General features: G+C 55.7%; 18 protein-coding genes, 1 pseudogene and 1 riboswitch. Of the genes and pseudogenes, 11 read left to right on the plus strand and 8 right to left on the minus strand.

Annotated elements, in window-relative coordinates; genetic code table 11:
• Positions 1 to 461: 461 nt before the first annotated feature.
• Positions 462 to 2,051, plus strand: coding sequence for a bifunctional phosphoribosylaminoimidazolecarboxamide formyltransferase/IMP cyclohydrolase (purH, locus tag KAJ71_RS21900; protein ID WP_248947617.1), 1,590 nt, complete (start codon positions 462 to 464; stop codon positions 2,049 to 2,051).
• Between the two features lie 49 nt (positions 2,052 to 2,100).
• The gene (gene purD / locus KAJ71_RS21905; RefSeq protein WP_248947618.1) at positions 2,101 to 3,384 is read left to right on the plus strand and encodes a phosphoribosylamine--glycine ligase; all 1,284 of its coding nucleotides are present in this window, start codon (positions 2,101 to 2,103) and stop codon (positions 3,382 to 3,384) included.
• A 51-nt stretch (positions 3,385 to 3,435) separates the two neighbouring features.
• On the opposite strand, the gene KAJ71_RS21910 is transcribed toward purD, so the two are convergent.
• From KAJ71_RS21910 to nudC, 6 genes are all read right to left on the minus strand, one after another.
• Entirely contained in the window at positions 3,436 to 4,074 is a 639-nt protein-coding gene (locus KAJ71_RS21910) for a DUF1481 domain-containing protein (protein WP_248947619.1), read from the minus strand.
• Positions 4,075 to 4,141: 67 nt separating this feature from the next.
• Positions 4,142 to 4,417 (minus strand): nucleoid-associated protein HU-alpha, encoded by a 276-nt coding sequence (gene hupA, locus KAJ71_RS21915; RefSeq protein WP_021182173.1) that lies wholly within the window; start codon positions 4,415 to 4,417, stop codon positions 4,142 to 4,144.
• A 189-nt stretch (positions 4,418 to 4,606) separates the two neighbouring features.
• Positions 4,607 to 5,197, minus strand: coding sequence for a YjaG family protein (locus tag KAJ71_RS21920; protein ID WP_248947620.1), 591 nt, complete (start codon positions 5,195 to 5,197; stop codon positions 4,607 to 4,609).
• A 48-nt stretch (positions 5,198 to 5,245) separates the two neighbouring features.
• A complete protein-coding gene (gene nfi, locus KAJ71_RS21925; protein WP_248947621.1) occupies positions 5,246 to 5,932 on the minus strand; it encodes a deoxyribonuclease V in 687 nt (228 codons plus the stop codon).
• 16 nt (positions 5,933 to 5,948) lie between these two features.
• Positions 5,949 to 7,013, minus strand: coding sequence for a uroporphyrinogen decarboxylase (gene hemE, locus KAJ71_RS21930; RefSeq protein WP_021808058.1), 1,065 nt, complete (start codon positions 7,011 to 7,013; stop codon positions 5,949 to 5,951).
• Between the two features lie 37 nt (positions 7,014 to 7,050).
• Positions 7,051 to 7,818, minus strand: a complete 768-nt coding sequence (gene nudC, locus KAJ71_RS21935) for an NAD(+) diphosphatase (protein ID WP_248947622.1) — start codon at positions 7,816 to 7,818, stop codon at positions 7,051 to 7,053.
• Between the two features lie 98 nt (positions 7,819 to 7,916).
• Between nudC and rsd the strand changes: the two genes are divergently transcribed.
• The 9 genes and pseudogenes from rsd (at position 7,917) to KAJ71_RS21975 (ending at position 14,895) form a co-directional block, all read left to right on the plus strand.
• Positions 7,917 to 8,432, plus strand: coding sequence for a sigma D regulator (gene rsd / locus KAJ71_RS21940; RefSeq protein WP_248947623.1), 516 nt, complete (start codon positions 7,917 to 7,919; stop codon positions 8,430 to 8,432).
• Between the two features lie 117 nt (positions 8,433 to 8,549).
• Positions 8,550 to 8,672: riboswitch (TPP riboswitch) on the plus strand.
• Positions 8,673 to 8,789: 117 nt separating this feature from the next.
• Entirely contained in the window at positions 8,790 to 10,733 is a 1,944-nt protein-coding gene (gene thiC / locus KAJ71_RS21945) for a phosphomethylpyrimidine synthase ThiC (RefSeq protein ID WP_248947624.1), read from the plus strand.
• Positions 10,726 to 11,379 (plus strand): thiamine phosphate synthase, encoded by a 654-nt coding sequence (gene thiE / locus KAJ71_RS21950; protein ID WP_248947625.1) that lies wholly within the window; start codon positions 10,726 to 10,728, stop codon positions 11,377 to 11,379. The genes thiC and thiE overlap by 8 nt, the downstream gene beginning before the upstream one ends.
• Positions 11,369 to 12,118 (plus strand): HesA/MoeB/ThiF family protein, encoded by a 750-nt coding sequence (locus tag KAJ71_RS21955; protein WP_248947626.1) that lies wholly within the window; start codon positions 11,369 to 11,371, stop codon positions 12,116 to 12,118. Before thiE ends, KAJ71_RS21955 begins: the two co-directional genes overlap by 11 nt.
• Positions 12,115 to 12,315 (plus strand): sulfur carrier protein ThiS, encoded by a 201-nt coding sequence (gene thiS, locus KAJ71_RS21960; RefSeq protein WP_248947627.1) that lies wholly within the window; start codon positions 12,115 to 12,117, stop codon positions 12,313 to 12,315. The genes KAJ71_RS21955 and thiS overlap by 4 nt, the downstream gene beginning before the upstream one ends.
• 1 nt (position 12,316) lies before the next feature.
• A complete protein-coding gene (locus KAJ71_RS21965) occupies positions 12,317 to 13,096 on the plus strand; it encodes a thiazole synthase (RefSeq protein ID WP_248947628.1) in 780 nt (259 codons plus the stop codon).
• Complete coding sequence (gene thiH / locus KAJ71_RS21970) at positions 13,096 to 14,259, plus strand: 2-iminoacetate synthase ThiH (RefSeq protein ID WP_248947629.1); 1,164 nt, start codon at positions 13,096 to 13,098, stop codon at positions 14,257 to 14,259. The genes KAJ71_RS21965 and thiH overlap by 1 nt, the downstream gene beginning before the upstream one ends.
• Positions 14,260 to 14,513: 254 nt before the next feature.
• A pseudogene (locus KAJ71_RS23485) lies at positions 14,514 to 14,633 on the plus strand (type II toxin-antitoxin system RelE/ParE family toxin); the annotation flags it as partial.
• Between the two features lies 1 nt (position 14,634).
• The gene (locus KAJ71_RS21975) at positions 14,635 to 14,895 is read left to right on the plus strand and encodes a helix-turn-helix domain-containing protein (protein ID WP_248947630.1); all 261 of its coding nucleotides are present in this window, start codon (positions 14,635 to 14,637) and stop codon (positions 14,893 to 14,895) included.
• A gap of 67 nt (positions 14,896 to 14,962) precedes the next feature.
• Here the strand turns inward: KAJ71_RS21975 and shiA are convergent, their stop codons facing one another.
• Both shiA and rpoC read right to left on the minus strand, forming a co-directional pair.
• Entirely contained in the window at positions 14,963 to 16,309 is a 1,347-nt protein-coding gene (shiA, locus tag KAJ71_RS21980) for a shikimate transporter (protein WP_248947631.1), read from the minus strand.
• A gap of 109 nt (positions 16,310 to 16,418) precedes the next feature.
• A complete protein-coding gene (gene rpoC, locus KAJ71_RS21985) occupies positions 16,419 to 20,642 on the minus strand; it encodes a DNA-directed RNA polymerase subunit beta' (protein ID WP_021808068.1) in 4,224 nt (1,407 codons plus the stop codon).
• Positions 20,643 to 20,714 lie beyond the last annotated feature (72 nt).

Genomic DNA, 20,714 nt, shown 5'->3' on the forward strand with positions numbered 1-20,714 from the left:
GTGCTTTCGCTTGCTAACTCGAGGTGGCGTATATTACGCTTTCCTCTTTCAGAGTCAACCTTAATTTCAGGTTTTTTTCTCTGCGACCCCCGGAGACTCTGTGAAGTTGTTCACATGTTCCGTGTCGATGGAGGCGCATTATAGGGAGTTCCACGCAGGCCGCAACAGGTATTTTCAACAAAAATCACCGTTTGCTGCATTCCACAGCAAAACCCGTCCTTATACCCGGTTATGCACTAACTTATCCACAGAACGCATTTGGTCGGAAAATTTACGAGCGCCACGCAAACGTTTTCGCTACAATTCCCCGCGACGAAACAATCCCCGTTTTTATCGGGGCGCTACCTGAATCTGTTCCTGTCCTTCTCTATATAGGAAGAAATCCCCTCTATATAAGAAGCAACAAGGTGGAGATCCACGTAACGCTCTTTTATTGCGACTCAAAGCCAAGGGATAAAACCATGCAACAACCTCGTCCAATCCGCCGGGCCCTGCTCAGCGTGTCCGACAAAGCCGGAATCGTTGAATTCGCCGAAGCCCTCTCCCAGAGAGGCGTCGAATTACTCTCCACCGGTGGCACTGCCCGCCTGCTGGCCGATGCCGGTCTGCCTGTTACCGAAGTTTCCGACTACACCGGCTTCCCGGAGATGATGGACGGACGAGTCAAAACCCTGCACCCGAAAGTGCACGGTGGCATTCTGGGCCGTCGCGGCCAGGATGATGCCATCATGGAACAACATGCGATCCAACCGATCGATATGGTGGTGGTAAACCTGTATCCCTTCGCGCAAACCGTCGCTCGCCCAGATTGCTCGCGGGAAGACGCCGTAGAGAATATCGATATCGGTGGCCCAACCATGGTGCGCTCCGCCGCCAAGAACCATAAAGACGTGGCTATCGTGGTCAAGAGCAGTGACTACGCCGCAGTGATCACCGAGATGGATAACAACAACGGTTCACTGTTGTACCCAACCCGTTTCGACCTGGCGATCAAAGCGTTTGAGCATACCGCCGCCTATGACAGCATGATCGCCAACTACTTTGGTACCCTGGTGCCAGCCTATCACGGTGAGACCGAACAGCCTTCCGGCCACTTCCCACGTACGCTGAACCTGAACTACGTCAAGAAGCAGGATATGCGCTACGGTGAAAACAGCCACCAGCAAGCTGCCTTCTATATAGAAGAGAATGTGCAGGAGGCCTCCGTCGCCACCGCCGACCAACTGCAGGGTAAAGCGCTCTCTTACAACAATATCGCTGATACCGATGCGGCACTGGAATGCGTGAAAGAGTTTGCCGAGCCGGCCTGCGTGATCGTCAAACATGCCAACCCTTGTGGCGTCGCAATCGGTGAAAACCTGTTTGCCGCCTATGAGCGCGCCTACCAAACCGACCCAACCTCGGCCTTTGGCGGCATTATTGCCTTCAACCGTGAACTGGATGCCCAAACGGCACAGGCGATCATCAGCCGTCAGTTTGTTGAAGTCATCATTGCGCCAAGCATCAGTGAAGAAGCCCGCACTCTGCTGGCAGCGAAACAGAACGTACGCGTGCTGGCCTGTGGCCAATGGCAACAGCGCGTCACCGGGCTGGACTTTAAGCGCGTCAACGGTGGTCTGTTAGTGCAGGATCGCGATCTGGGTATGGTGACCGAGGCCGATTTGCGCGTGGTATCCGAACGCCAGCCAACCGCTCAGGAACTGCGTGATGCGCTGTTCTGCTGGAAAGTGGCCAAGTTCGTTAAATCTAACGCCATCGTCTATGCGCGCGACAACATGACCATCGGCATAGGTGCCGGGCAGATGAGCCGCGTTTACTCCGCCAAGATCGCCGGGATCAAAGCCGCTGACGAAGGGCTGGAAGTCAAAGGCTCCGCCATGGCGTCCGACGCCTTCTTCCCGTTCCGTGATGGCATTGATGCGGCTGCGGCTGTTGGTATTACCTGCGTGATCCAGCCGGGCGGTTCAATTCGTGATGATGAAGTGATTGCGGCAGCCAACGAACACGGCATCGCGATGATCTTCACCGACATGCGCCACTTCCGCCATTAATCCCTTTTGCTGCGTGCGCTCAATGCGCACGCCGTTTATGGAGCACCTGATGAATATTCTAATTATTGGCAACGGCGGGCGTGAACATGCGCTGGCCTGGAAAGCGGCCCAATCGCCCTTGGCAGATAAGGTTTACGTGGCACCGGGTAATGCCGGTACCGCATTGGAAAGCAATCTGACCAACGTCGATATCTCCCCAACCGATATCCCGGCTCTGGTTGCTTTTGCCAAGGACAATGCTATCGATCTCACCATCGTTGGCCCGGAAGCACCGTTGGTGATCGGCGTGGTGGATGCCTTCCAGGCTGCCGGGTTGAAAATCTTTGGCCCGTCGCAAGCCGCAGCACAGCTTGAAGGCTCCAAAGCTTTTACCAAGGATTTCCTGGCTCGCCACGCCATCCCAAGCGCCGCATACCAGAACTTTACCGAAGTGGAACCGGCCTTGGCCTATGTACGCAGCCAAGGCGCACCGATTGTCATCAAGGCCGACGGCCTGGCAGCAGGCAAGGGTGTGATCGTCGCGATGACGTTGCAGGAAGCCGAAGACGCCATTCAGGATATGCTGGCGGGTAATGCGTTCGGCAACGCCGGGCACCGCATCGTGATCGAGGAGTTCCTGACAGGCGAAGAGGCCAGCTTTATCGTCATGGTCGATGGCGAGAACGTGGTGCCTATGGCTACCAGCCAGGATCATAAACGTGTCGGTGATGGTGATACCGGCCCGAATACCGGCGGCATGGGCGCCTACTCGCCTGCACCAGTGGTGACGGATGAGATCCACCAGCGCGTGATGGACCAGGTGATCTGGCCAACCGTGCGCGGCATGGCGGCAGAAGGCAACACCTACGTCGGCTTCCTGTACGCTGGCCTGATGATTTCTGACGATGGCCAACCCAAGGTGATCGAATTCAACTGCCGCTTTGGCGATCCGGAAACTCAGCCGATCATGCTGCGTCTGCGCTCCGACCTGGTTGAACTCTGTTTGGCAGGGGCCGAAGGCAAGCTGAATGAGAAGACCTCCGAGTGGGATGAACGCCCTGCCCTCGGCGTGGTGTTAGCAGCGGGTGGCTATCCTGCGGATTATCGCCAAGGGGATGTGATCCACGGTTTGCCGCAGCAAGAAGACGCCAACGGCAAAGTGTTCCATGCCGGAACGCGTATGCAAGGGAATGAAGTCGTGACCAACGGCGGGCGCGTATTGTGCGTAACGGCATTGGGCGCAACGGTGGCTCAAGCTCAGCAGTTAGCCTATCAGCTAGCGGAAGGTATTCAGTGGCAAGGCAGCTTCTGCCGCAAGGATATCGGCTACCGCGCTATCGCACGCGAGCAGTAACAGCTATTGAGATATCAGGAGAGGCTCTGTTCGCAGGGCCTTTTTTATGCGCTACAGCGTGTCTTTGGTCGGTTCCCAACTGCAGAAATCATTGTTTGCCACCAGCAACAGCTCACGACCTTTCGGCCCATCCAACCAGGCTACGCTCACTGGCTGACTGCTATTGGCCGCACGCCGCATGATCCACTCTTCGGCCTGTTGGTCCAAACCTGGCTTCACGACTTCGCCGTTGCACAGCTTCACAGCGCCTTGCTGCCAATGCCCCTGTAACAGCCGTACACGGCCGGCATTAAGCGCATCGCTCAATTCCAGTATCCGCCGTGCCTGATATTGATAGAGCACGACTTCATCGTTGGAGAGCTTCTGGCGCTGCGTGGCCAGTTGGCGCTGCATAAAGCTGACTGTACCGTTGGCGGTGAAACGCAGTTGAATGGAGTCGCGATCACCATCGGCATCGGTGCGTTTGATTTGGTACAACACGCCATGTTGATATTCATACAACGTTGTGACGGTACCCGGCCCACGATAAGGGCTGTAGACACTCAACAGCGCCACAGGCTGCTGCTGGCCGTCATCCATCCGCCACACCCGCATCACCCCCTGGTCGGCCACAAAGCCGCTGGCGGTAAAGGTTGGCGGGGCAGAACGGAAACTACAAGCACTCAAGGCAGCAACAACCGTCACCGCCATGAGTGCCCGTTGAATAAACAAAAGGGGCGCCAACGCCCCCCTGTTTAAACCTTTCTGCAACACGCGATTAAGACTTAACCGCGTCTTTCAGTGCTTTACCAGAAACGAACGCAGGCACGTTAGCTGCTGCGATTTTGATTTCTTTACCAGTCTGTGGGTTGCGGCCAGTGCGCTCGCTACGATGGTTTACCTTGAAAGTACCGAAACCAACCAATTGTACTGCATCACCTTCTTTCAGGGACTCAGTAATGGCAGCCAGGGTAGATTCCAGAGCCAGCTTAGCTTGAGCCTTGGAAAGGTCAGCCTTCTCTGCGATTACATCAATCAGTTGAGTCTTGTTCATAAGTTATCCTTACAGTGTGTTTATCGTTTGCAAAGCATCGAGTGCGACGGATATGCCGATGGACAGCACTCTCCTGCATACACGCACCGATAGCCACTTTTTTTTCGCCCCCCAAATGTAGACCAGACAGGGTGCGGATGTGAAGCCTTAAGGCACGACAAATCAGACGTTAAATCACGTTTTCTTGCCTTATTGCGTTAAATTTATCCCAATGTTACTAATCGCGGCCTCGCGCAGGTCAGATCGTAACCCTTTGATCAGATCCAGATCACGCTCCTCGCAGGCAGCCAACAGACGGAAAATCTCCCATTGAATGTCCCATTCTTCCTCAACGGCAGGCAGAATTTTCAACTCTTCGTCGGTCATTTCTTTGCCAGCTTGGGTCATTTCCAACATCGCCACGGTGCGAATTGAGGTTTCGCTGATGGCAATGGCGTGCTCCAACGTCTCTCCGCTGAGGCGCGAATGGATCAGTTCCCCTAATGCAATACAGGCATCAATCGCCGGGTAAACGCCGTAAAGATCGTAATCTTCTGCCGACGGGATTGCCTCTTCCAACTTTTCCAGCTGGCTGTCAAAGTTGACCTTGGCGTCTTTCACCACCAGCGTTTCCCAGACCAAGTCCAGGATACGGCGATAAACGGCCGGATCGCCAAACTCCGTCTGCAGACAGAACATCTGGTAATTCGGGTACATACGCTCGCACAGGCAGGCCATAAAGGTCAAATGCTGCCAGCTTTCCAGCTTTTCCAAGCGTAAATGAATCGGGTTACGTAGCATGGTCTACTCTCTTACTCGTTATCTGCCGCGCAGTGTACCCGAAATCGCTCATTGCGACACCTCTGGATGCTGCTGTAACCAGCGTATAAAGGCCGGACGGCGTGATGCAATGGCATCGGCCCAACGCGTGGGTTCCGGCAAGCGGTAGCCTGCCATGCAGCGTTGTACCCAAGCCAATGCGCTGTCGGTGCCCACGCGATGGCCCGTGGCGATAAACAACGGATTACAGCGCTCTTTGCTGCGCCATACCCATCCTAGCTGTTCACCCTTGTCCTCCAGCGCGGCCAGCGAGCCCACGGTAGCGTCCAGCGGGGAAAATTTACCACATAAACGCTTCTTGGCCACGCCAATGGTCGGTACGTTGACCAGCAGGCCAAAGTGGCTGGCAACCCCCAGGCGTCTTGGATGGGAAATGCCATGACCATCGACAAAAATCAGATCAGGTTTCTGGCGCAACTGCTCCCAGGCGGCGATCAGCGCAGGGTACTCGCGAAACGAGAGAAATCCAGGGATATAGGGCATGGTGGTGCTGATACGGGCGATTTGATACTCCACCAGTTCCAGTGAAGGATAGCGCAGGATAGCAATGGCGGCGCGTGTTACCGCGCCTTCTTGCTCAAAACCGACGTCCGCACCGGCGATAAACGCCGGTGGGTCTTGCAGAAAATCATCGTGACGAATGACTTCCCCGGCGCGCCGTAGCTGTTCGGCGCGCAGAGCCTGAGTATCGATCACAGCGTCTCCTTGCGGTTTAGCGGTGGTATTTGGCCGATAGCGCATGCACCGCTTCAACGAAGGCCCCGGCATGTTCCGGTGGCACATCTTGATGAATACCGTGGCCAAGGTTGAAGACATGACCTTCGCCCTGGCCAAAACCGGCCAGAATGGTTTCCACTTCCTGGGCGATGCGTTCCGGTGCGGCATACAGCATGGAAGGGTCCATATTCCCCTGTAGCGCGACTTTATCGCCCACACGGCGGCGCGCATCGGCAATATCTGTGGTCCAATCCAGGCCCAGCGCATCGCAACCGGTGGCTGCCATCGCTTCCAGCCACTGGCCGCCGCCTTTGGTGAACAGCGTCACCGGCACCCGGCGTCCGTCATTTTCACGCAGCAGGCCATCAACGATTTTATGCATATAGTGCAGTGAGAATTCGCGATAATCACGCCCCGTCAGCACGCCGCCCCAGGTGTCGAATACCATTACGGACTGCGCCCCGGCCTTGATCTGGGCATTGAGATACAGGATCACGCTGTCCGCCAGTTTATCCAGCAGCAAATGTAGCGTCTGCGGCTCGGCGTACATCATTTTCTTCAGTTTGGTGAATGCCTTGCTGCTGCCGCCTTCGACCATATAGGTCGCCAACGTCCACGGGCTGCCGGAGAAACCAATCAGGGGCACTTCCCCCTTCAATTCACGGCGGATGGTGCGCACCGCGTTCATGACATAACCCAGTTCGTCTTCCGGATCGAAGGCAGGCAGCTTCTCTACATCGGCACGACAGGTGATTGGCGAAGAAAAACGCGGGCCTTCCCCAGTTTCGAAATAGAGCCCAAGCCCCATGGCATCGGGAATGGTGAGAATGTCGGAGAACAGGATGGCGGCGTCCAGTGCATAACGGCGCAGAGGCTGTAATGTCACCTCGCAGGCCAGTTCGGCATTTTTGCACAGCGACATGAAATCCCCGGCCTGAGCACGGGTGGCTTTGTACTCTGGCAAATAACGACCGGCCTGGCGCATCATCCATACAGGGGTGAGATCCACCGGCTGGCGCAGCAGCGCACGCAGGTAGCGATCGTTCTTCAACTCATTCATTTCTTGGGCTCCCTTGATTATCTGCCGCCATTGTACATTATTCTGCCCGACACAGCGCCACGGTGTCCTCAATCAGGCGACGTGCCACGGTACCAGGCGGTGGCAGCATCGGCAGTTGGTCATAGCGATACCAGCCCGCATTGAGCAACTCCTTCGGATCGTGGCGCAGTTCACCGCCCTGATACTCGGCCATAAACGCCATCATCAGCGAATGAGGGAACGGCCAGGGTTGCGAAGTCACGTAACGCAGGTTGGTAATGGCGATATTACTTTCTTCCATCACCTCGCGCGCTACGGCCTGCTCCAGGGTTTCCCCCACCTCCACAAACCCCGCCAATACGGTATGGATACCCCCACGGTGGCGCACATGCTGTGCCAGCAGGATCTCATCATTGCGGCGGATAGCGACAATGACGCAAGGAGCAATCTGCGGATAATAACGTTCGCGGCAGTGATCACACAGGCAGGCGCTTTCGGTACGGCTAAGGTGCATCTCATGACCGCAGTAGCCACAGAACCGGTGCGAGCGATAAAAGTCGGCCAGCTGTACGCCGCGCCCGGCCAGTTGGAACAGACCGCGATCGAGGCTGAGCAGTTGCCGCACCGAGCCCATCTCTTTGGGCATCGGTTGGCGCACCAGCCAGACCGGTGCTCCCTCCCATTCGCCGATTTGACGAGCCGGTCGGCCTTGCAAGGAAAATAATGCGGCAGAACCAAACGGCAAATCACCGTTTGGTAACCAAATTTTGCTTTCATGGCTGACGATCCACCAGCCATTTTCGTTACCCGTTAATGCAAGTTCCATATGTTGTTGCACAACCTCTGCTTCACTGGCAATCTAGGAATGGTCTTTGTTACATTTTATTAACTTACTTTTTCTTTCTCTTACACACGGAGTCAACCATGCTCAACCGATTGGAAAGCCTGACTCAGCGCGTTGGTGGCAGTAATGAATTAGTCGATCAATGGTTACAGGCCCGCAAACAGCTACTGGTGGCTTATTGCAGTTTAGTCGGCATTAAACCCAACAAAGAAAAGCATACGCCGCTCAATGAAAAAGCGCTGGAGAACTTTTGCCATAATCTGGTGGATTATCTCTCTGCCGGGCATTTTCACATTTATGACAAAATTATCAAACAGGTGGAAGGCTCCGCCAGCCCGAAAATGGCGCTGACCACCAAGTTCTACCCCAAATTACAGGCCAATACTGAAACCGTAATGGCATTCCATGACCGCTATACCGAAGTCGATATTGATCAGGATGTGTGTGTCGAACTCAATCAGGCGCTGTCAGACATCGGCGAAGCCTTGGCATCACGTTTCGCTTTGGAAGATCAGTTGATCCAGTTGGCGGCAGAAACCTGGCAGCAGGGCCAGCCTGGCACCACCAATCCTGAAACTCTGCCACATCCGGCCTGATCTCTATCCCCCTATAGATTTCAAGTCGTAGCCAGGCTCAGATATACAGATAACAACGCTACGGCTCGAAAGATGAAGGGGGAGGCCTTGTAGTTTTTGTTGGCCCTCTTATACTGAGGACTCTTGTCGGAGTGCCTAGCGCTGATTTTTCATCAAATTAGCCAGGCTGAGACCGTTAATTCGGGATCCGCGGAACCTGATCGGGTTAATACCCGCGAAGGGAACAAGAGTAATCTATCGCCATAGGCAAGAGGCTCCCGCCAGGGGCTGTGCCAGCCTTACCGGCTACCATCATTACTCCCTCCGAGCTCCAGACAAGCAATTTTCCACACATCACTACACTGATAGGAATTTGCTATGTCTACCGTGAACAAACCTCGCGCCCGTAAACAACAGCGTGACCAAGCGCAAGATTTTATCGACTCTTTGCAAGGCGTCACCTTCCCCAATTCACAGCGGATCTATCTCGCTGGCTCGCGCAGCGATATTCAAGTGCCGATGCGTGAAATCCAGCTCAGCCCGACGCTGATTGGCGGCAACAAAGACCAGCCCCAATATGAACAGAACGAAGCCATTCCGGTGTATGACACCGCAGGGCCATATGGTGATCCGCAGGCAGTGCTCGATGTACACCGTGGTTTGGCAAAAGTACGTGCGGGCTGGATCGCCGAACGTGCCGATACCGAAACATTAAGCGGCGTCAGTTCCGGCTTTACCCAGCAACGGTTGGCAGATGTTGGATTGGACCATCTGCGCTTTGAGCACCTGCCGCAGCCCCGTAAGGCCCTGGTAGGGAAATGCGTTACGCAGTTGCACTATGCCCGCGCGGGTATTGTCACCCCAGAGATGGAGTTTATCGCCATCCGCGAAAATATGGGCCGGGAGCGCATTCGCGGTGAAGTGCTGCGCCACCAGCATCCCGGCCAGAGCTGGGGCGCTAACCTGCCGGAAAACATTACGCCGGAATTTGTGCGCCAGGAAGTGGCCGCTGGCCGCGCCATCATCCCCGCCAACATCAACCACCCGGAATCCGAGCCGATGATCATTGGCCGTAATTTCCTGGTGAAGGTGAACGCCAATATCGGCAACTCGGCGGTCACCTCCTCGATCGAAGAAGAAGTCGAGAAGCTGGTGTGGTCAACCCGCTGGGGCGCTGACACCGTGATGGATCTCTCCACGGGCCGCTATATCCACGAAACCCGCGAATGGATCCTGCGTAACAGCCCGGTGCCGATTGGAACGGTGCCGATCTATCAGGCGCTGGAGAAAGTGAACGGCGTGGCGGAGAACCTGACCTGGGAAATGTTCCGCGATACCTTGCTGGAACAGGCTGAGCAAGGCGTCGATTACTTCACCATTCACGCCGGGGTGTTGCTGCGCTATGTGCCGATGACCGCCAAGCGACTGACCGGCATTGTCTCCCGTGGCGGCTCGATCATGGCGAAGTGGTGCCTGTCGCATCATCAGGAGAACTTCCTCTATCAGCACTTCCGCGAGATCTGCGAAATTTGCGCCGCTTACGATGTCTCGCTGTCACTCGGCGACGGCCTGCGCCCAGGTTCGATCCAGGATGCCAATGACGAAGCGCAATTCGCTGAGCTGCATACCCTGGGTGAACTGACCAAGATTGCCTGGGAATATGACGTTCAGGTGATGATCGAAGGCCCAGGCCACGTGCCGATGCAGATGATCCGCCGCAACATGACCGAGGAGCTGGAACATTGCCATGAAGCGCCGTTCTATACGCTTGGGCCATTGACCACCGATATCGCACCGGGTTACGACCATTTCACCTCTGGGATCGGCGCGGCGATGATCGGCTGGTTCGGCTGCGCGATGCTTTGCTACGTGACGCCGAAGGAGCACCTGGGGCTGCCGAATAAAGAAGACGTGAAGCAGGGGCTGATCACCTACAAGATCGCCGCCCACGCTGCCGACTTGGCAAAAGGCCATCCGGGCGCACAGATCCGCGATAACGCCATGTCCAAGGCACGCTTTGAATTCCGTTGGGAAGATCAGTTCAACCTGGCGCTGGATCCACAAACCGCCCGCGCCTATCACGACGAAACGCTGCCGCAAGAGTCCGGCAAGATCGCCCACTTCTGTTCCATGTGTGGGCCGAAGTTCTGCTCGATGAAGATTTCCCAGGAAGTGCGTGACTATGCCGCCGCCCAGGAAGCAGCCAAACCAATCGAAGTGCAACTGACCGGGATGGAGAAAATGTCGGCCGAATTCCGCTCACGCGGCAGCGAGCTGTACCACAGTGCGGCCAATTTGCAGGAGGAGATAAATAATGACTAACCTCACCTCTCCCTTCCCTGCAACACCGCACAAGCTGGGTTTATACCCGGTCGTCGACAGTGTTGAATGGATCGCCCGCCTGCTGGAGGCAAGCGTTACCACTATCCAACTACGCATCAAAGATCTGCCAGACGAGCAAGTGGAGGCGGACATTGCCGCCGCCATCGCCCTTGGCAAGCGCTATCAGGCCCGGCTGTTTATCAATGATTATTGGCGGCTGGCGATTAAGCATGATGCCTACGGCGTCCACCTGGGACAGGAGGATTTGGACACCACCGATCTAGCTGCCATCCATCAAGCAGGATTACGTCTGGGCGTTTCTACCCATGACGATACCGAACTGGCCCGCGCGATCGCCGTAAAACCTTCCTATATCGCATTGGGGCATATCTTCCCAACGCAGACCAAGGAGATGCCCTCTGAGCCGCAAGGCTTGGCCGAGTTGAAACGCCACGTCGCCGGATTGCAGCAGTATCCAACTGTAGCCATTGGCGGGATCAGCATCGAACGCGTCCCCGCCGTGCTGGCCTGCGGCGTTGGCAGCGTGGCCGTGGTCAGCGCCATCACCCAGGCACCAGACTGGCGCGCCGCTACGGCAACGCTGCTGCAACTGATTGAAGGCAAGGAGTCATGCGATGCTCAATGACCAAGAGTTCTTGCGTTACAGCAGGCAGCTACTGCTGGAGGACGTCGGCCCCGAGGGGCAGGAAAAGCTGAAACAAGCCACGGTGCTGATCGTCGGATTAGGAGGGTTAGGCTCCCCGGCTGCGCTGTATCTGGCTGCAGCAGGTGTCGGTACACTGCTGCTGGCCGATGATGACCAACTGCACATTACCAATCTACAACGGCAAATTCTGTACCGCACTGGTGATATCGCCACCAGCAAGGCTCAGTTGGCAAAGAACCATTTGCAAGCACTGAACCCTCTGGTGGAGTCGATCGCGCTGGAGCAACGCCTGCAAGGGGTTACGCTGAACGATGCGGTCGCCCGTGCCGATCTGGTGCTCGATTGCAGTGACAACATGGCCACCCGTCATGCGGTAAATGCTGCCTGCATCCAAGCCAGCGTGCCGTTGATCAGCGGCAGCGCGGTGGGGTTCAGCGGCCAGTTGCTGGTTATCGAACCGCCCTATGCCCATGGCTGTTATGCCTGCCTCTACCCGGAGCAGACCGAACCGCAGCGTAACTGCCGTACTGCGGGCGTGCTCGGCCCGGTCGTCGGCGTGATCGGCACGCTGCAGGCGCTGGAAGCGATAAAGATGCTGGCTGGGCTACCTTCCTCTCTTAGCGGCAAGCTGCGCCTGTTCGACGGCAAGCAGCAAAGCTGGAGCACCCTGCAACTGAGCAAGGCCAGCTCCTGCCCCCTCTGCGGAGAACCAGCATGAAGATCACCCTCAACGATCAACCGCTGGAGCTGGAGCAGCCGTTAAGCATCGGCGCGTTGCTCGAACGGCTGGAACGCCACCAGTCAGGCTGCGCCTTGGCGATCAACCAGGTCATCATTCCACGCAGCGACTGGGCCACCCGTCAGGTGCAGGACGGTGATGATATCTTGCTGTTTCAAGCGATTGCCGGAGGCTGACATGCTGCAAATCGCCGATACCACCTTCACCTCACGCCTGTTTACCGGCACGGGGAAATTCGCCACGCCCGAGTTAATGCTGGCTGCGCTACAAGCCTCCGGTTCACAGCTGGTCACCATGGCGATGAAACGCGTCGACCTGCGCGGCGGTAATGACGCCATTCTGGCACCGTTGCAAAGGCTGGGCGTGAAACTACTGCCCAACACTTCCGGGGCAAAAACGGCAGATGAAGCGGTGTTTGCCGCCCGACTGGCGCGCGAAGCGTTGGGGACTCACTGGGTCAAACTGGAAATTCACCCAGAGGTGAAATACCTGCTGCCAGACCCGATAGAAACGCTCAAGGCGGCGGAAACCCTGGTCAAACAGGGCTTTGTGGTGCTGCCTTACTGCGGTGCCGATCCGGTGTTGTGTAAGCGGCTGGAGGAGGTAGGTTGTGCCGCCGTGATGCCACTCGGCGCGCCAATCGGTTCTAACCGTGGCTTACTGACCCATGACTTCCTTGAGATCATCATTGAACAGGCTAAAGTGCCGGTAGTGATTGATGCCGGGATCGGTGCCCCTAGCCACGCGTTAGAAGCGATGGAACTGGGAGCCGATGCGGTACTGGTCAATACCGCCATCGCCGTGGCACGGGATCCGGTGCAAATGGCCCAGGCATTCCGTTTGGCGCTAGAGGCCGGAGAGTTAGCGCGCAGCTCCGGGCTTGGCAGCCGCCAGTCGATCGCCGCCGCATCCAGTCCGCTGACGGCGTTTCTCAGTCATTCAGAGGAGACGCGCTGATGGCCAGTGATTTTAGCGAGCGCCTGCCAGGGTGGGATTGGGATGACCTGACGCTGCGTATTAACGGCAAAACGGCACGTGACGTTGAGCAGGCGTTGAATAGCGCCAAGCTGACGCGGGAGGATTTTATGGCGCTGATCTCCCCTGCCGCCGCTCCCTATCTGGAACCCCTAGCGCAACGAGCACAGCAGCTCACTCGCCAGCGTTTCGGTAACGTGGTGAGCTTTTATGTGCCGTTATATCTATCTAACCTGTGTGCCAACGATTGTACCTACTGTGGTTTTTCGATGAGTAACCACCTCAAGCGCAAAACGCTGGATGCGGCAGAGATCGAACGGGAATGCGCGGCCATCAAGGCGCTAGGGTTTGAACACCTGCTGCTGGTGACCGGGGAACATCAGCGCAAAGTCGGCATGGATTACTTCCGCCAGCATATTCCGGCGATCCGCCGCCATTTCAGTTCGCTGATGATGGAGGTACAGCCCCTGGCGCAGCAGGACTACGCCGAGCTGAAAGCCCTTGGGCTGGATGGCGTGTTGGTCTATCAGGAAACCTATCATCCCGCGACCTATCAGCAGCACCATCTGCGTGGCCAGAAACAGGATTTTCACTGGCGGCTGAGTACACCGGATCGTCTGGGTCGTGCCGGGATCGACAAGATCGGCTTGGGGGCGCTGATCGGGCTTTCCAGCAGTTGGCGTACGGATTGCTATCTGCTGGCGGAACATCTGTTCTATCTGCAACAAACTTACTGGCAGAGCCGTTTCTCGATCTCATTCCCTCGCCTGCGGCCCTGCGCCGGTGGCATTGAACCGGCCTCGATCATGAGCGAACCGCAACTGGTGCAGTTGATCTGCGCTTTCCGGCTATTCGCACCTGACGTAGAACTTTCATTATCTACCCGGGAGTCGGCCTTCTTCCGCGACCATATGATCCCGGTAGCCATCAACAGCGTCAGTGCCGGTTCCAAAACCCAGCCGGGCGGTTACGCCGACGATGTGCCGCCAGAGCTGGAACAGTTCGAACCGCACGACAGCCGAACACCGCAGCAGGTCGCACAGGCGATCGGTGCCGCTGGGCTACAACCTGTGTGGAAAGATTGGGATGATTATCTGGGACGCGCTACGCAACTGCCTGCAACGGTTGCACCGTCGCGTCAATAGGGCTGGAAACACTGCGCAAAGCCGCCAAGGCGAGCTGGCAAGGAAAAATGGCCTCGTTATAGTGGCGATGTTGGCAAGCGATCCTAAGCCAACCAAGGTTATCTCTCCCCTCTTGATAACCTTGCTTACCAAACACCGGAGCGTGCGGGGACTGGCCGCTCGCTCCGGTTCCTTGGTTGACTTCGCCTATAAAATATAACTTATACGTTATTATAATCCATAGGTTATGTTGACTATTCACCTGTGGGGCTTATATGTATGAATTGCTATTTCACCCCGAGGCAGAGAGCGAAATTTATGAGCTCGAACCTGTTATGCAGGCCAAGGAGCTTAAAGGACTTGAAAAGCTGGAAGCTAAAGGACCGGAACTGAAAGATGACAGTTAAAGGTATCAAATTTTCAGAAGTTAAAGCCAAATCGCTGGCTAATCCTGAGGTTAAAAAGGCCTATGAGGAAGAAAGCCAGGAAGAGGAACTTCGCGCAGTCCTGATCGAGATGAAGTCTAAATCAGGTCTGACAAGCACAGAAATAGCTGTACGAATGGGGGTCAGCCAACCCGCAGTGAGTCGGCTAGAGAGGAATTTACGACGATATGCAGCGGCTTGTGGAATGCGCATTAAACTGTCCCTTGGTTAACAACGCCCGCTAGCGCTACCTTTTCCCTTGCAGGGGACGCTGTATATACTGCGCCCCTATAAACGTTTCAATCCACCGCCTGAGGTTTCATACGTATACCCACAATGGCCGAAAGCAGGCACCCTAGCGCCAGATAGGCGGCAACCAGATGCCAGGAGCCGCCCATCAACTCCACCAGCAACACGGCAATAAATGGCGTGAAGCCACCGCCGACCACGCTAGCGACCTGATAGCCCACCCCGGCTCCGCTATAGCGGTATGCGGTGCCGAACAGCTCGGTAAACATCGGTTGCTGCACGCTGACCAGCATGTCGTGCGCCATATTTCCCAGCATGATGGCAAAGAAGATAATCATCACCGTGTTACGGCTCTCGAGCGCCATGAAAAACGGCACCGTGCTGGCAACACCAATCAATGCTCCTGTCACGTAGATCCGCCGTCTGCCAAAGCTATCGGCCAAATAGGCAAAGCAAGGGATCGAGACACAGCTCACCGCTCCGACCAGCAAGCCAATATTCAGGAACAGATCCCGTGACAGACCAAGATGGGTGGTTGAGTAGTTCATGGCAAAGGCCGTGACGATATACATCGTCAGCAGTTCGCCAAAGCGTAGGGCAATGATCAACAAGAAGGCCTTGGGATTCTGGCTCAGCGCCTCAAAGATCGGGAACTTGCGGATTTTTTCGGCCCGTTCGTGCAGCGTTTTATTGGCTTCAAACTCCTGCGACTCGTCCATGCCGTTACGGATCCACCAGGCAATGGCGACCAGCACCAGGCTGAACAGGAACGGCAAACGCCAGCCCCAGTTGATAAAGTCCTCATTGCTGGTGAAGTGGCTGACCAGGGAAACCGAGCCGGTTGCCAACAACAGCCCGACGCCAAAACCAATCTGTACACCGCTGCTGTAAAAGGCTTTTCTCTTCTTCGGCGCGCTTTCTACCGCCAGTAAGGCAGCTCCACCCCATTCGCCACCCACGGCAAACCCTTGCACCGCTCGTAGCAGCACCAGCATGACCGGGGCCCACCAACCGACCGAATCGAAAGAGGGCAGCAGACCGATCAGCGCCGTAGAGATCCCCATCATCCAGACGGTAATCATCAGCATACGCTTACGGCCCAGCTTATCGCCAAAGTGCCCGAACACCATGCCACCTAACGGGCGGAACAAGAAACCGACGCCAAAGGTGCCAAAGGCGGCCAGCGTGCCCATCGTTGGGCTGACCTGCGGGAAGAATTCGGTGTTAAAGACCAAAGCGGCAACTATTCCGTACAGCAGGAAGTCGTACCAATCGACTACGGCGCCAACGAAGCTTCCCCAGGCGGCACGTCGCGCGCGGCTTTGAGAATACTGGGTTGATGAGGTTATTTCACTGTTTGCAGCACTGCTGCCACTGACTGAAGTTGAGGTATCCATGCCTGTCCCGTTATTTTAACTTTACAGCACTGTACAACAAAAAGCCCCGGCTAGGATAGCCAGGGCTTTAGTCATTCACTGCTTAACGTGCAGTCAGGGATGAAGTGACTTATTCGTCACTGCCACCCAGGTTACCGGCGTTGAGCAATTCGGCCAGGTTGGCTGTCGCTTCTTCCGCGCTAACCAGCGGAACAACCGGAGTTTCACCCAGAGCCTTACGGCGCATACGATCCTGGTGATAAGCGTAACCGGTACCGGCTGGGATCAGACGGCCCACGATCACGTTCTCTTTCAGGCCGCGCAGTTCATCACGCTTACCGGCAACGGCCGCTTCGGTGAGAACGCGCGTCGTTTCCTGGAACGATGCAGCAGAGATGAAGGACTCGGTCGCCAAGGAAGCCTTGGTGATACCCAGCAGATCGCGTGAGAAGGTTGCTTCGATCTTGCCTTCAGCAGCAAGTTTACGGTTAGCAATCTTAACGCGTGATACTTCAGCCTGTTCGCCTTCCAGGAACTCGGTGCTACCAGCGCTAACGATGGTCCCTTTACGCAGCATCTGACGAACGATAACTTCGATGTGTTTATCGTTTATCTTAACGCCTTGCAGACGGTAAACTTCCTGCACTTCGTTGGTGATGTAGCGGGTAACCGCATGCACACCACGCAGACGCAGAATGTCATGTGGAGATTCTGGGCCGTCAGAAACAACGTCACCACGTTCCACAATTTCACCTTCGAACACGTTGAGCTGACGCCATTTAGGGATCATCTCTTCGTAAGCGTCGCTGCCGTCCAGTGGAGAGATCACCAGGCGACGTTTGCCTTTAGTCTCTTTACCGAACGAGATAATCCCGCTGATTTCAGCCAGGATTGCCGGCTCTTTCGGACGACGTGCTTCGAACAGATCCGCAACGCGTGGCAGACCACCGGTAATATCCTTGGTACCGCCGGATTCCTGAGGAATACGCGCCAGGGTATCACCCGCACCGATCTGAATGCCGTCTTCCAACTGCACAATCGCTTTACCCGGCAGGAAGTATTGAGCAGGCATATCAGTACCTGGGATCAATACGTCGTCGCCTTTGGCATCAACGATTTTCAGTGCCGGACGCAGGTCTTTACCGCTACCGGTACGCTCTGCGCTGTCCAGTACCACCAGAGAAGACAAACCGGTCAGTTCGTCGGTCTGGCGGGTAATGGTCTGGCCGTCAACCATATCGGCGAAGCGAATGAAACCGCTCACCTCGGTCACAACCGGCATGGTGTGTGGATCCCAGTTAGCAACGGTTTCGCCGCCGTTAACTTCTGCACCATCACCTTTGCCCATTACGGCACCGTAAGGCACTTTGTAGCTTTCTTTGGTACGGCCGAATTCGTCGATCAGCTTCAGTTCGGTATTACGCGAGGTAATGACCAGCTTGCCTGAGGCGTTCATAACGAACTTCACGTTGCTCAGCTTCAGGTTACCTTTGTTCTTCACCTGGATGCTGGATTCTGCTGCTGCACGAGATGCCGCACCACCGATGTGGAACGTACGCATCGTCAGCTGTGTACCCGGCTCACCGATGGACTGGGCCGCGATAACGCCGATGGCTTCACCTTTGTTGATGATGTGACCACGTGCCAGGTCGCGACCATAGCAGTTGGCGCACACACCAAAGTCGGTTTCACAGCTAACTACGGAACGGACTTTAACGCTGTCGACAGAGTTCTCTTCCAACAGGTCACAAGTCTTCTCGTTCAGCAGGGTGTTGCGTGGCACCAGGATGTCAGCCGTACCCGGCTTGATGACATCTTCAGCGGTCACACGACCCAGAACGCGTTCACGCAGTGGCTCTTTAACGTCACCACCTTCGATAACCGGAGTCATCATGATGCCGTTGTGAGTACCACAGTCGTCTTCGGTCACTACCAGGTCCTGCGCCACGTCAACCAGACGACGGGTCAGATAACCGGAGTTTGCCGTTTTCAGTGCGGTATCCGCCAAGCCTTTACGAGCACCGTGCGTGGAGATGAAGTACTGGAGTACGTTCAGACCTTCACGGAAGTTCGCAGTGATTGGCGTTTCGATGATGGAGCCATCTGGCTTGGCCATCAGGCCACGCATACCCGCCAACTGACGGATCTGAGCGGCAGAACCACGAGCACCGGAGTCGGCCATCATAAAGATGCTGTTGAAGGAAACTTGTTGTTCCACCACGCCGTCACGGTTAACCACGTCTTCAACCGACAGGTTTTCCATCATCGCTTTAGCAACACGTTCGTTCGCCGCAGCCCAGATATCGATCACTTTGTTGTAGCGTTCGCCCGCGGTAACCAGACCAGACTGGAACTGCTCCTGGATCTCGGCAACTTCGGTTTCCGCTTCTTCGATGATCTCTGCTTTCTTGGCTGGGATAACCATGTCATCGATACCTACAGACGCGCCTGAACGGGCAGCGTAAGCAAAACCGGTGTACATGATCTGGTCAGCGAAGATTACGGTCGGCTTCAGGCCCAGGATGCGGTAACAGGTGTTCAGCATCTTGGAGATCGCTTTCTTGCCCAGGGGCTGGTTAACGATCGAGTAAGGCAGACCTTGCGGTACGATCATCCACAGGATGGCGCGACCGATAGTGGTATCAATAATCGAAGTCTGGTGAACAGATTCACCTTCGGTATTTTTGATCTCTTCTGTAATACGCACTTTTACGCGTGCATGCAGAGAGGCCAGACCGGCGCGGTAAACACGTTCAGCTTCTTTAGGACCCGTCAGAACCATGCCTTCGCCTTTGGCGTTAACACAGTCACGAGTCATGTAGTACAGACCCAATACAACGTCCTGAGAAGGAACGATGATTGGCTCGCCGTTCGCTGGTGACAGGATGTTGTTGGTAGACATCATCAACGCACGCGCTTCCAGCTGGGCTTCCAGCGTCAACGGTACGTGAACAGCCATCTGGTCACCATCGAAGTCGGCGTTGTATGCCGCACAAACCAGCGGGTGCAGCTGGATCGCTTTACCTTCGATCAGAACCGGTTCAAACGCCTGGATACCCAAACGGTGCAGGGTTGGTGCACGGTTCAGCAGTACCGGGTGTTCGCGGATCACTTCGTCCAAGATATCCCAAACGACAGCTTCTTCGCGCTCAACCATTTTCTTGGCGGCTTTGATCGTTGTGGCCAGGCCACGCAGTTCCAGCTTGCCGTAGATGAACGGTTTGAACAGCTCCAGTGCCATTTTCTTCGGCAGACCGCACTGATGCAGACGCAGGTATGGACCTACGGTGATTACAGAACGACCAGAGTAGTCAACACGTTTACCCAACAGGTTCTGACGGAAACGACCCTGCTTACCTTTGATCATGTCGGCCAAAGATTTCAGAGGACGCTTGTTGGAACCGGTGATCGCACGACCGCGACGGCCGTTATCCAGCAGGGCATCTACCGCTTCTTGCAGCATACGCTTTTCGTTGCGCACGATGATGTCAGGCGCAGCCAGATCCAGCAGACGTTTCAGACGGTTGTTACGGTTGATCACGCGGCGGTACAGATCGTTCAGATCTGAAGTCGCGAAACGGCCACCATCCAATGGAACCAATGGACGCAGATCTGGCGGCAGTACCGGCAGCACGGTCAGGATCATCCACTCTGGCTTGTTACCAGATTGCACGAACGCTTCCAGCAGCTTGATACGCTTGGTCAGCTTCTTACGCTTGGTTTCGGAGTTGGTTTCGTTCAGCTCTTCACGCAGCTGCTCACACTCGGCTTCCAGATCCATGTTTTTCAACAGGGCCTGAATAGCTTCCGCACCCATCTTGGCGTCGAATTCGTCACCAAACTCTTCCAGCGCATCCAGATACTGCTCTTCAGTCAGGATCTGACGACGCTCGAGGTTGGTCATACCGCCTTCGACTACTACGTAGGATTCGAAGTACAGTACACGTTCGATGTCACGCAGCGGCATATCCAGCAGCAAACCGATGCGCGAAGGCAGCGATTTCAGGAACCAGATGTGCGCAGTTGGGGAAGCCAGTTCGATGTGGCCCATACGCTCACGGCGTACTTTGGTCTGGGTCACTTCAACGCCGCACTTCTCACAAATCACGCCGCGGTGTTTCAAGCGCTTGTACTTACCGCACAGGCACTCGTAATCTTTTACTGGCCCAAAGATACGGGCGCAGAAAAGGCCGTCACGCTCAGGTTTGAACGTACGGTAGTTAATGGTTTCCGGCTTTTTAACTTCACCGAACGACCATGAACGGATCATGTCTGGCGATGCCAGAGCAATCTTGATCGCATCAAACTCTTCGGTCTTAGTTTGCGCTTTCAGAAACTTTAATAAGTCTTTCACGGATTGGCTCCTGTCGGAGTTAAACCTGTTGGGCGCACGCTGACAAATCGTGCGCCCGTGTGACCTGAACAA

Source organism: Serratia silvae (assembly GCF_023282985.1).
Lineage (GTDB): Bacteria > Pseudomonadota > Gammaproteobacteria > Enterobacterales > Enterobacteriaceae > Chania > Chania silvae.

What these genes read in the sequence shown, in the direction of transcription:
- purH (WP_248947617.1), top strand. Translation starts at nt 462, where the DNA reads ATGCAACAACCTCGTCCAATCCGCCGGGCCCTGCTCAGCGTGTCCGAC.
- purD (WP_248947618.1), top strand. Translation starts at nt 2,101, where the DNA reads ATGAATATTCTAATTATTGGCAACGGCGGGCGTGAACATGCGCTGGCC.
- KAJ71_RS21910 (WP_248947619.1), bottom strand. Translation starts at nt 4,074, where the DNA reads ATGGCGGTGACGGTTGTTGCTGCCTTGAGTGCTTGTAGTTTCCGTTCT.
- hupA (WP_021182173.1), bottom strand. Translation starts at nt 4,417, where the DNA reads ATGAACAAGACTCAACTGATTGATGTAATCGCAGAGAAGGCTGACCTT.
- KAJ71_RS21920 (WP_248947620.1), bottom strand. Translation starts at nt 5,197, where the DNA reads ATGCTACGTAACCCGATTCATTTACGCTTGGAAAAGCTGGAAAGCTGG.
- hemE (WP_021808058.1), bottom strand. Translation starts at nt 7,013, where the DNA reads ATGAATGAGTTGAAGAACGATCGCTACCTGCGTGCGCTGCTGCGCCAG.
- nudC (WP_248947622.1), bottom strand. Translation starts at nt 7,818, where the DNA reads ATGGAACTTGCATTAACGGGTAACGAAAATGGCTGGTGGATCGTCAGC.
- rsd (WP_248947623.1), top strand. Translation starts at nt 7,917, where the DNA reads ATGCTCAACCGATTGGAAAGCCTGACTCAGCGCGTTGGTGGCAGTAAT.
- thiC (WP_248947624.1), top strand. Translation starts at nt 8,790, where the DNA reads ATGTCTACCGTGAACAAACCTCGCGCCCGTAAACAACAGCGTGACCAA.
- thiE (WP_248947625.1), top strand. Translation starts at nt 10,726, where the DNA reads ATGACTAACCTCACCTCTCCCTTCCCTGCAACACCGCACAAGCTGGGT.
- KAJ71_RS21955 (WP_248947626.1), top strand. Translation starts at nt 11,369, where the DNA reads ATGCTCAATGACCAAGAGTTCTTGCGTTACAGCAGGCAGCTACTGCTG.
- thiS (WP_248947627.1), top strand. Translation starts at nt 12,115, where the DNA reads ATGAAGATCACCCTCAACGATCAACCGCTGGAGCTGGAGCAGCCGTTA.
- KAJ71_RS21965 (WP_248947628.1), top strand. Translation starts at nt 12,317, where the DNA reads ATGCTGCAAATCGCCGATACCACCTTCACCTCACGCCTGTTTACCGGC.
- thiH (WP_248947629.1), top strand. Translation starts at nt 13,096, where the DNA reads ATGGCCAGTGATTTTAGCGAGCGCCTGCCAGGGTGGGATTGGGATGAC.
- KAJ71_RS21975 (WP_248947630.1), top strand. Translation starts at nt 14,635, where the DNA reads ATGACAGTTAAAGGTATCAAATTTTCAGAAGTTAAAGCCAAATCGCTG.
- shiA (WP_248947631.1), bottom strand. Translation starts at nt 16,309, where the DNA reads ATGGATACCTCAACTTCAGTCAGTGGCAGCAGTGCTGCAAACAGTGAA.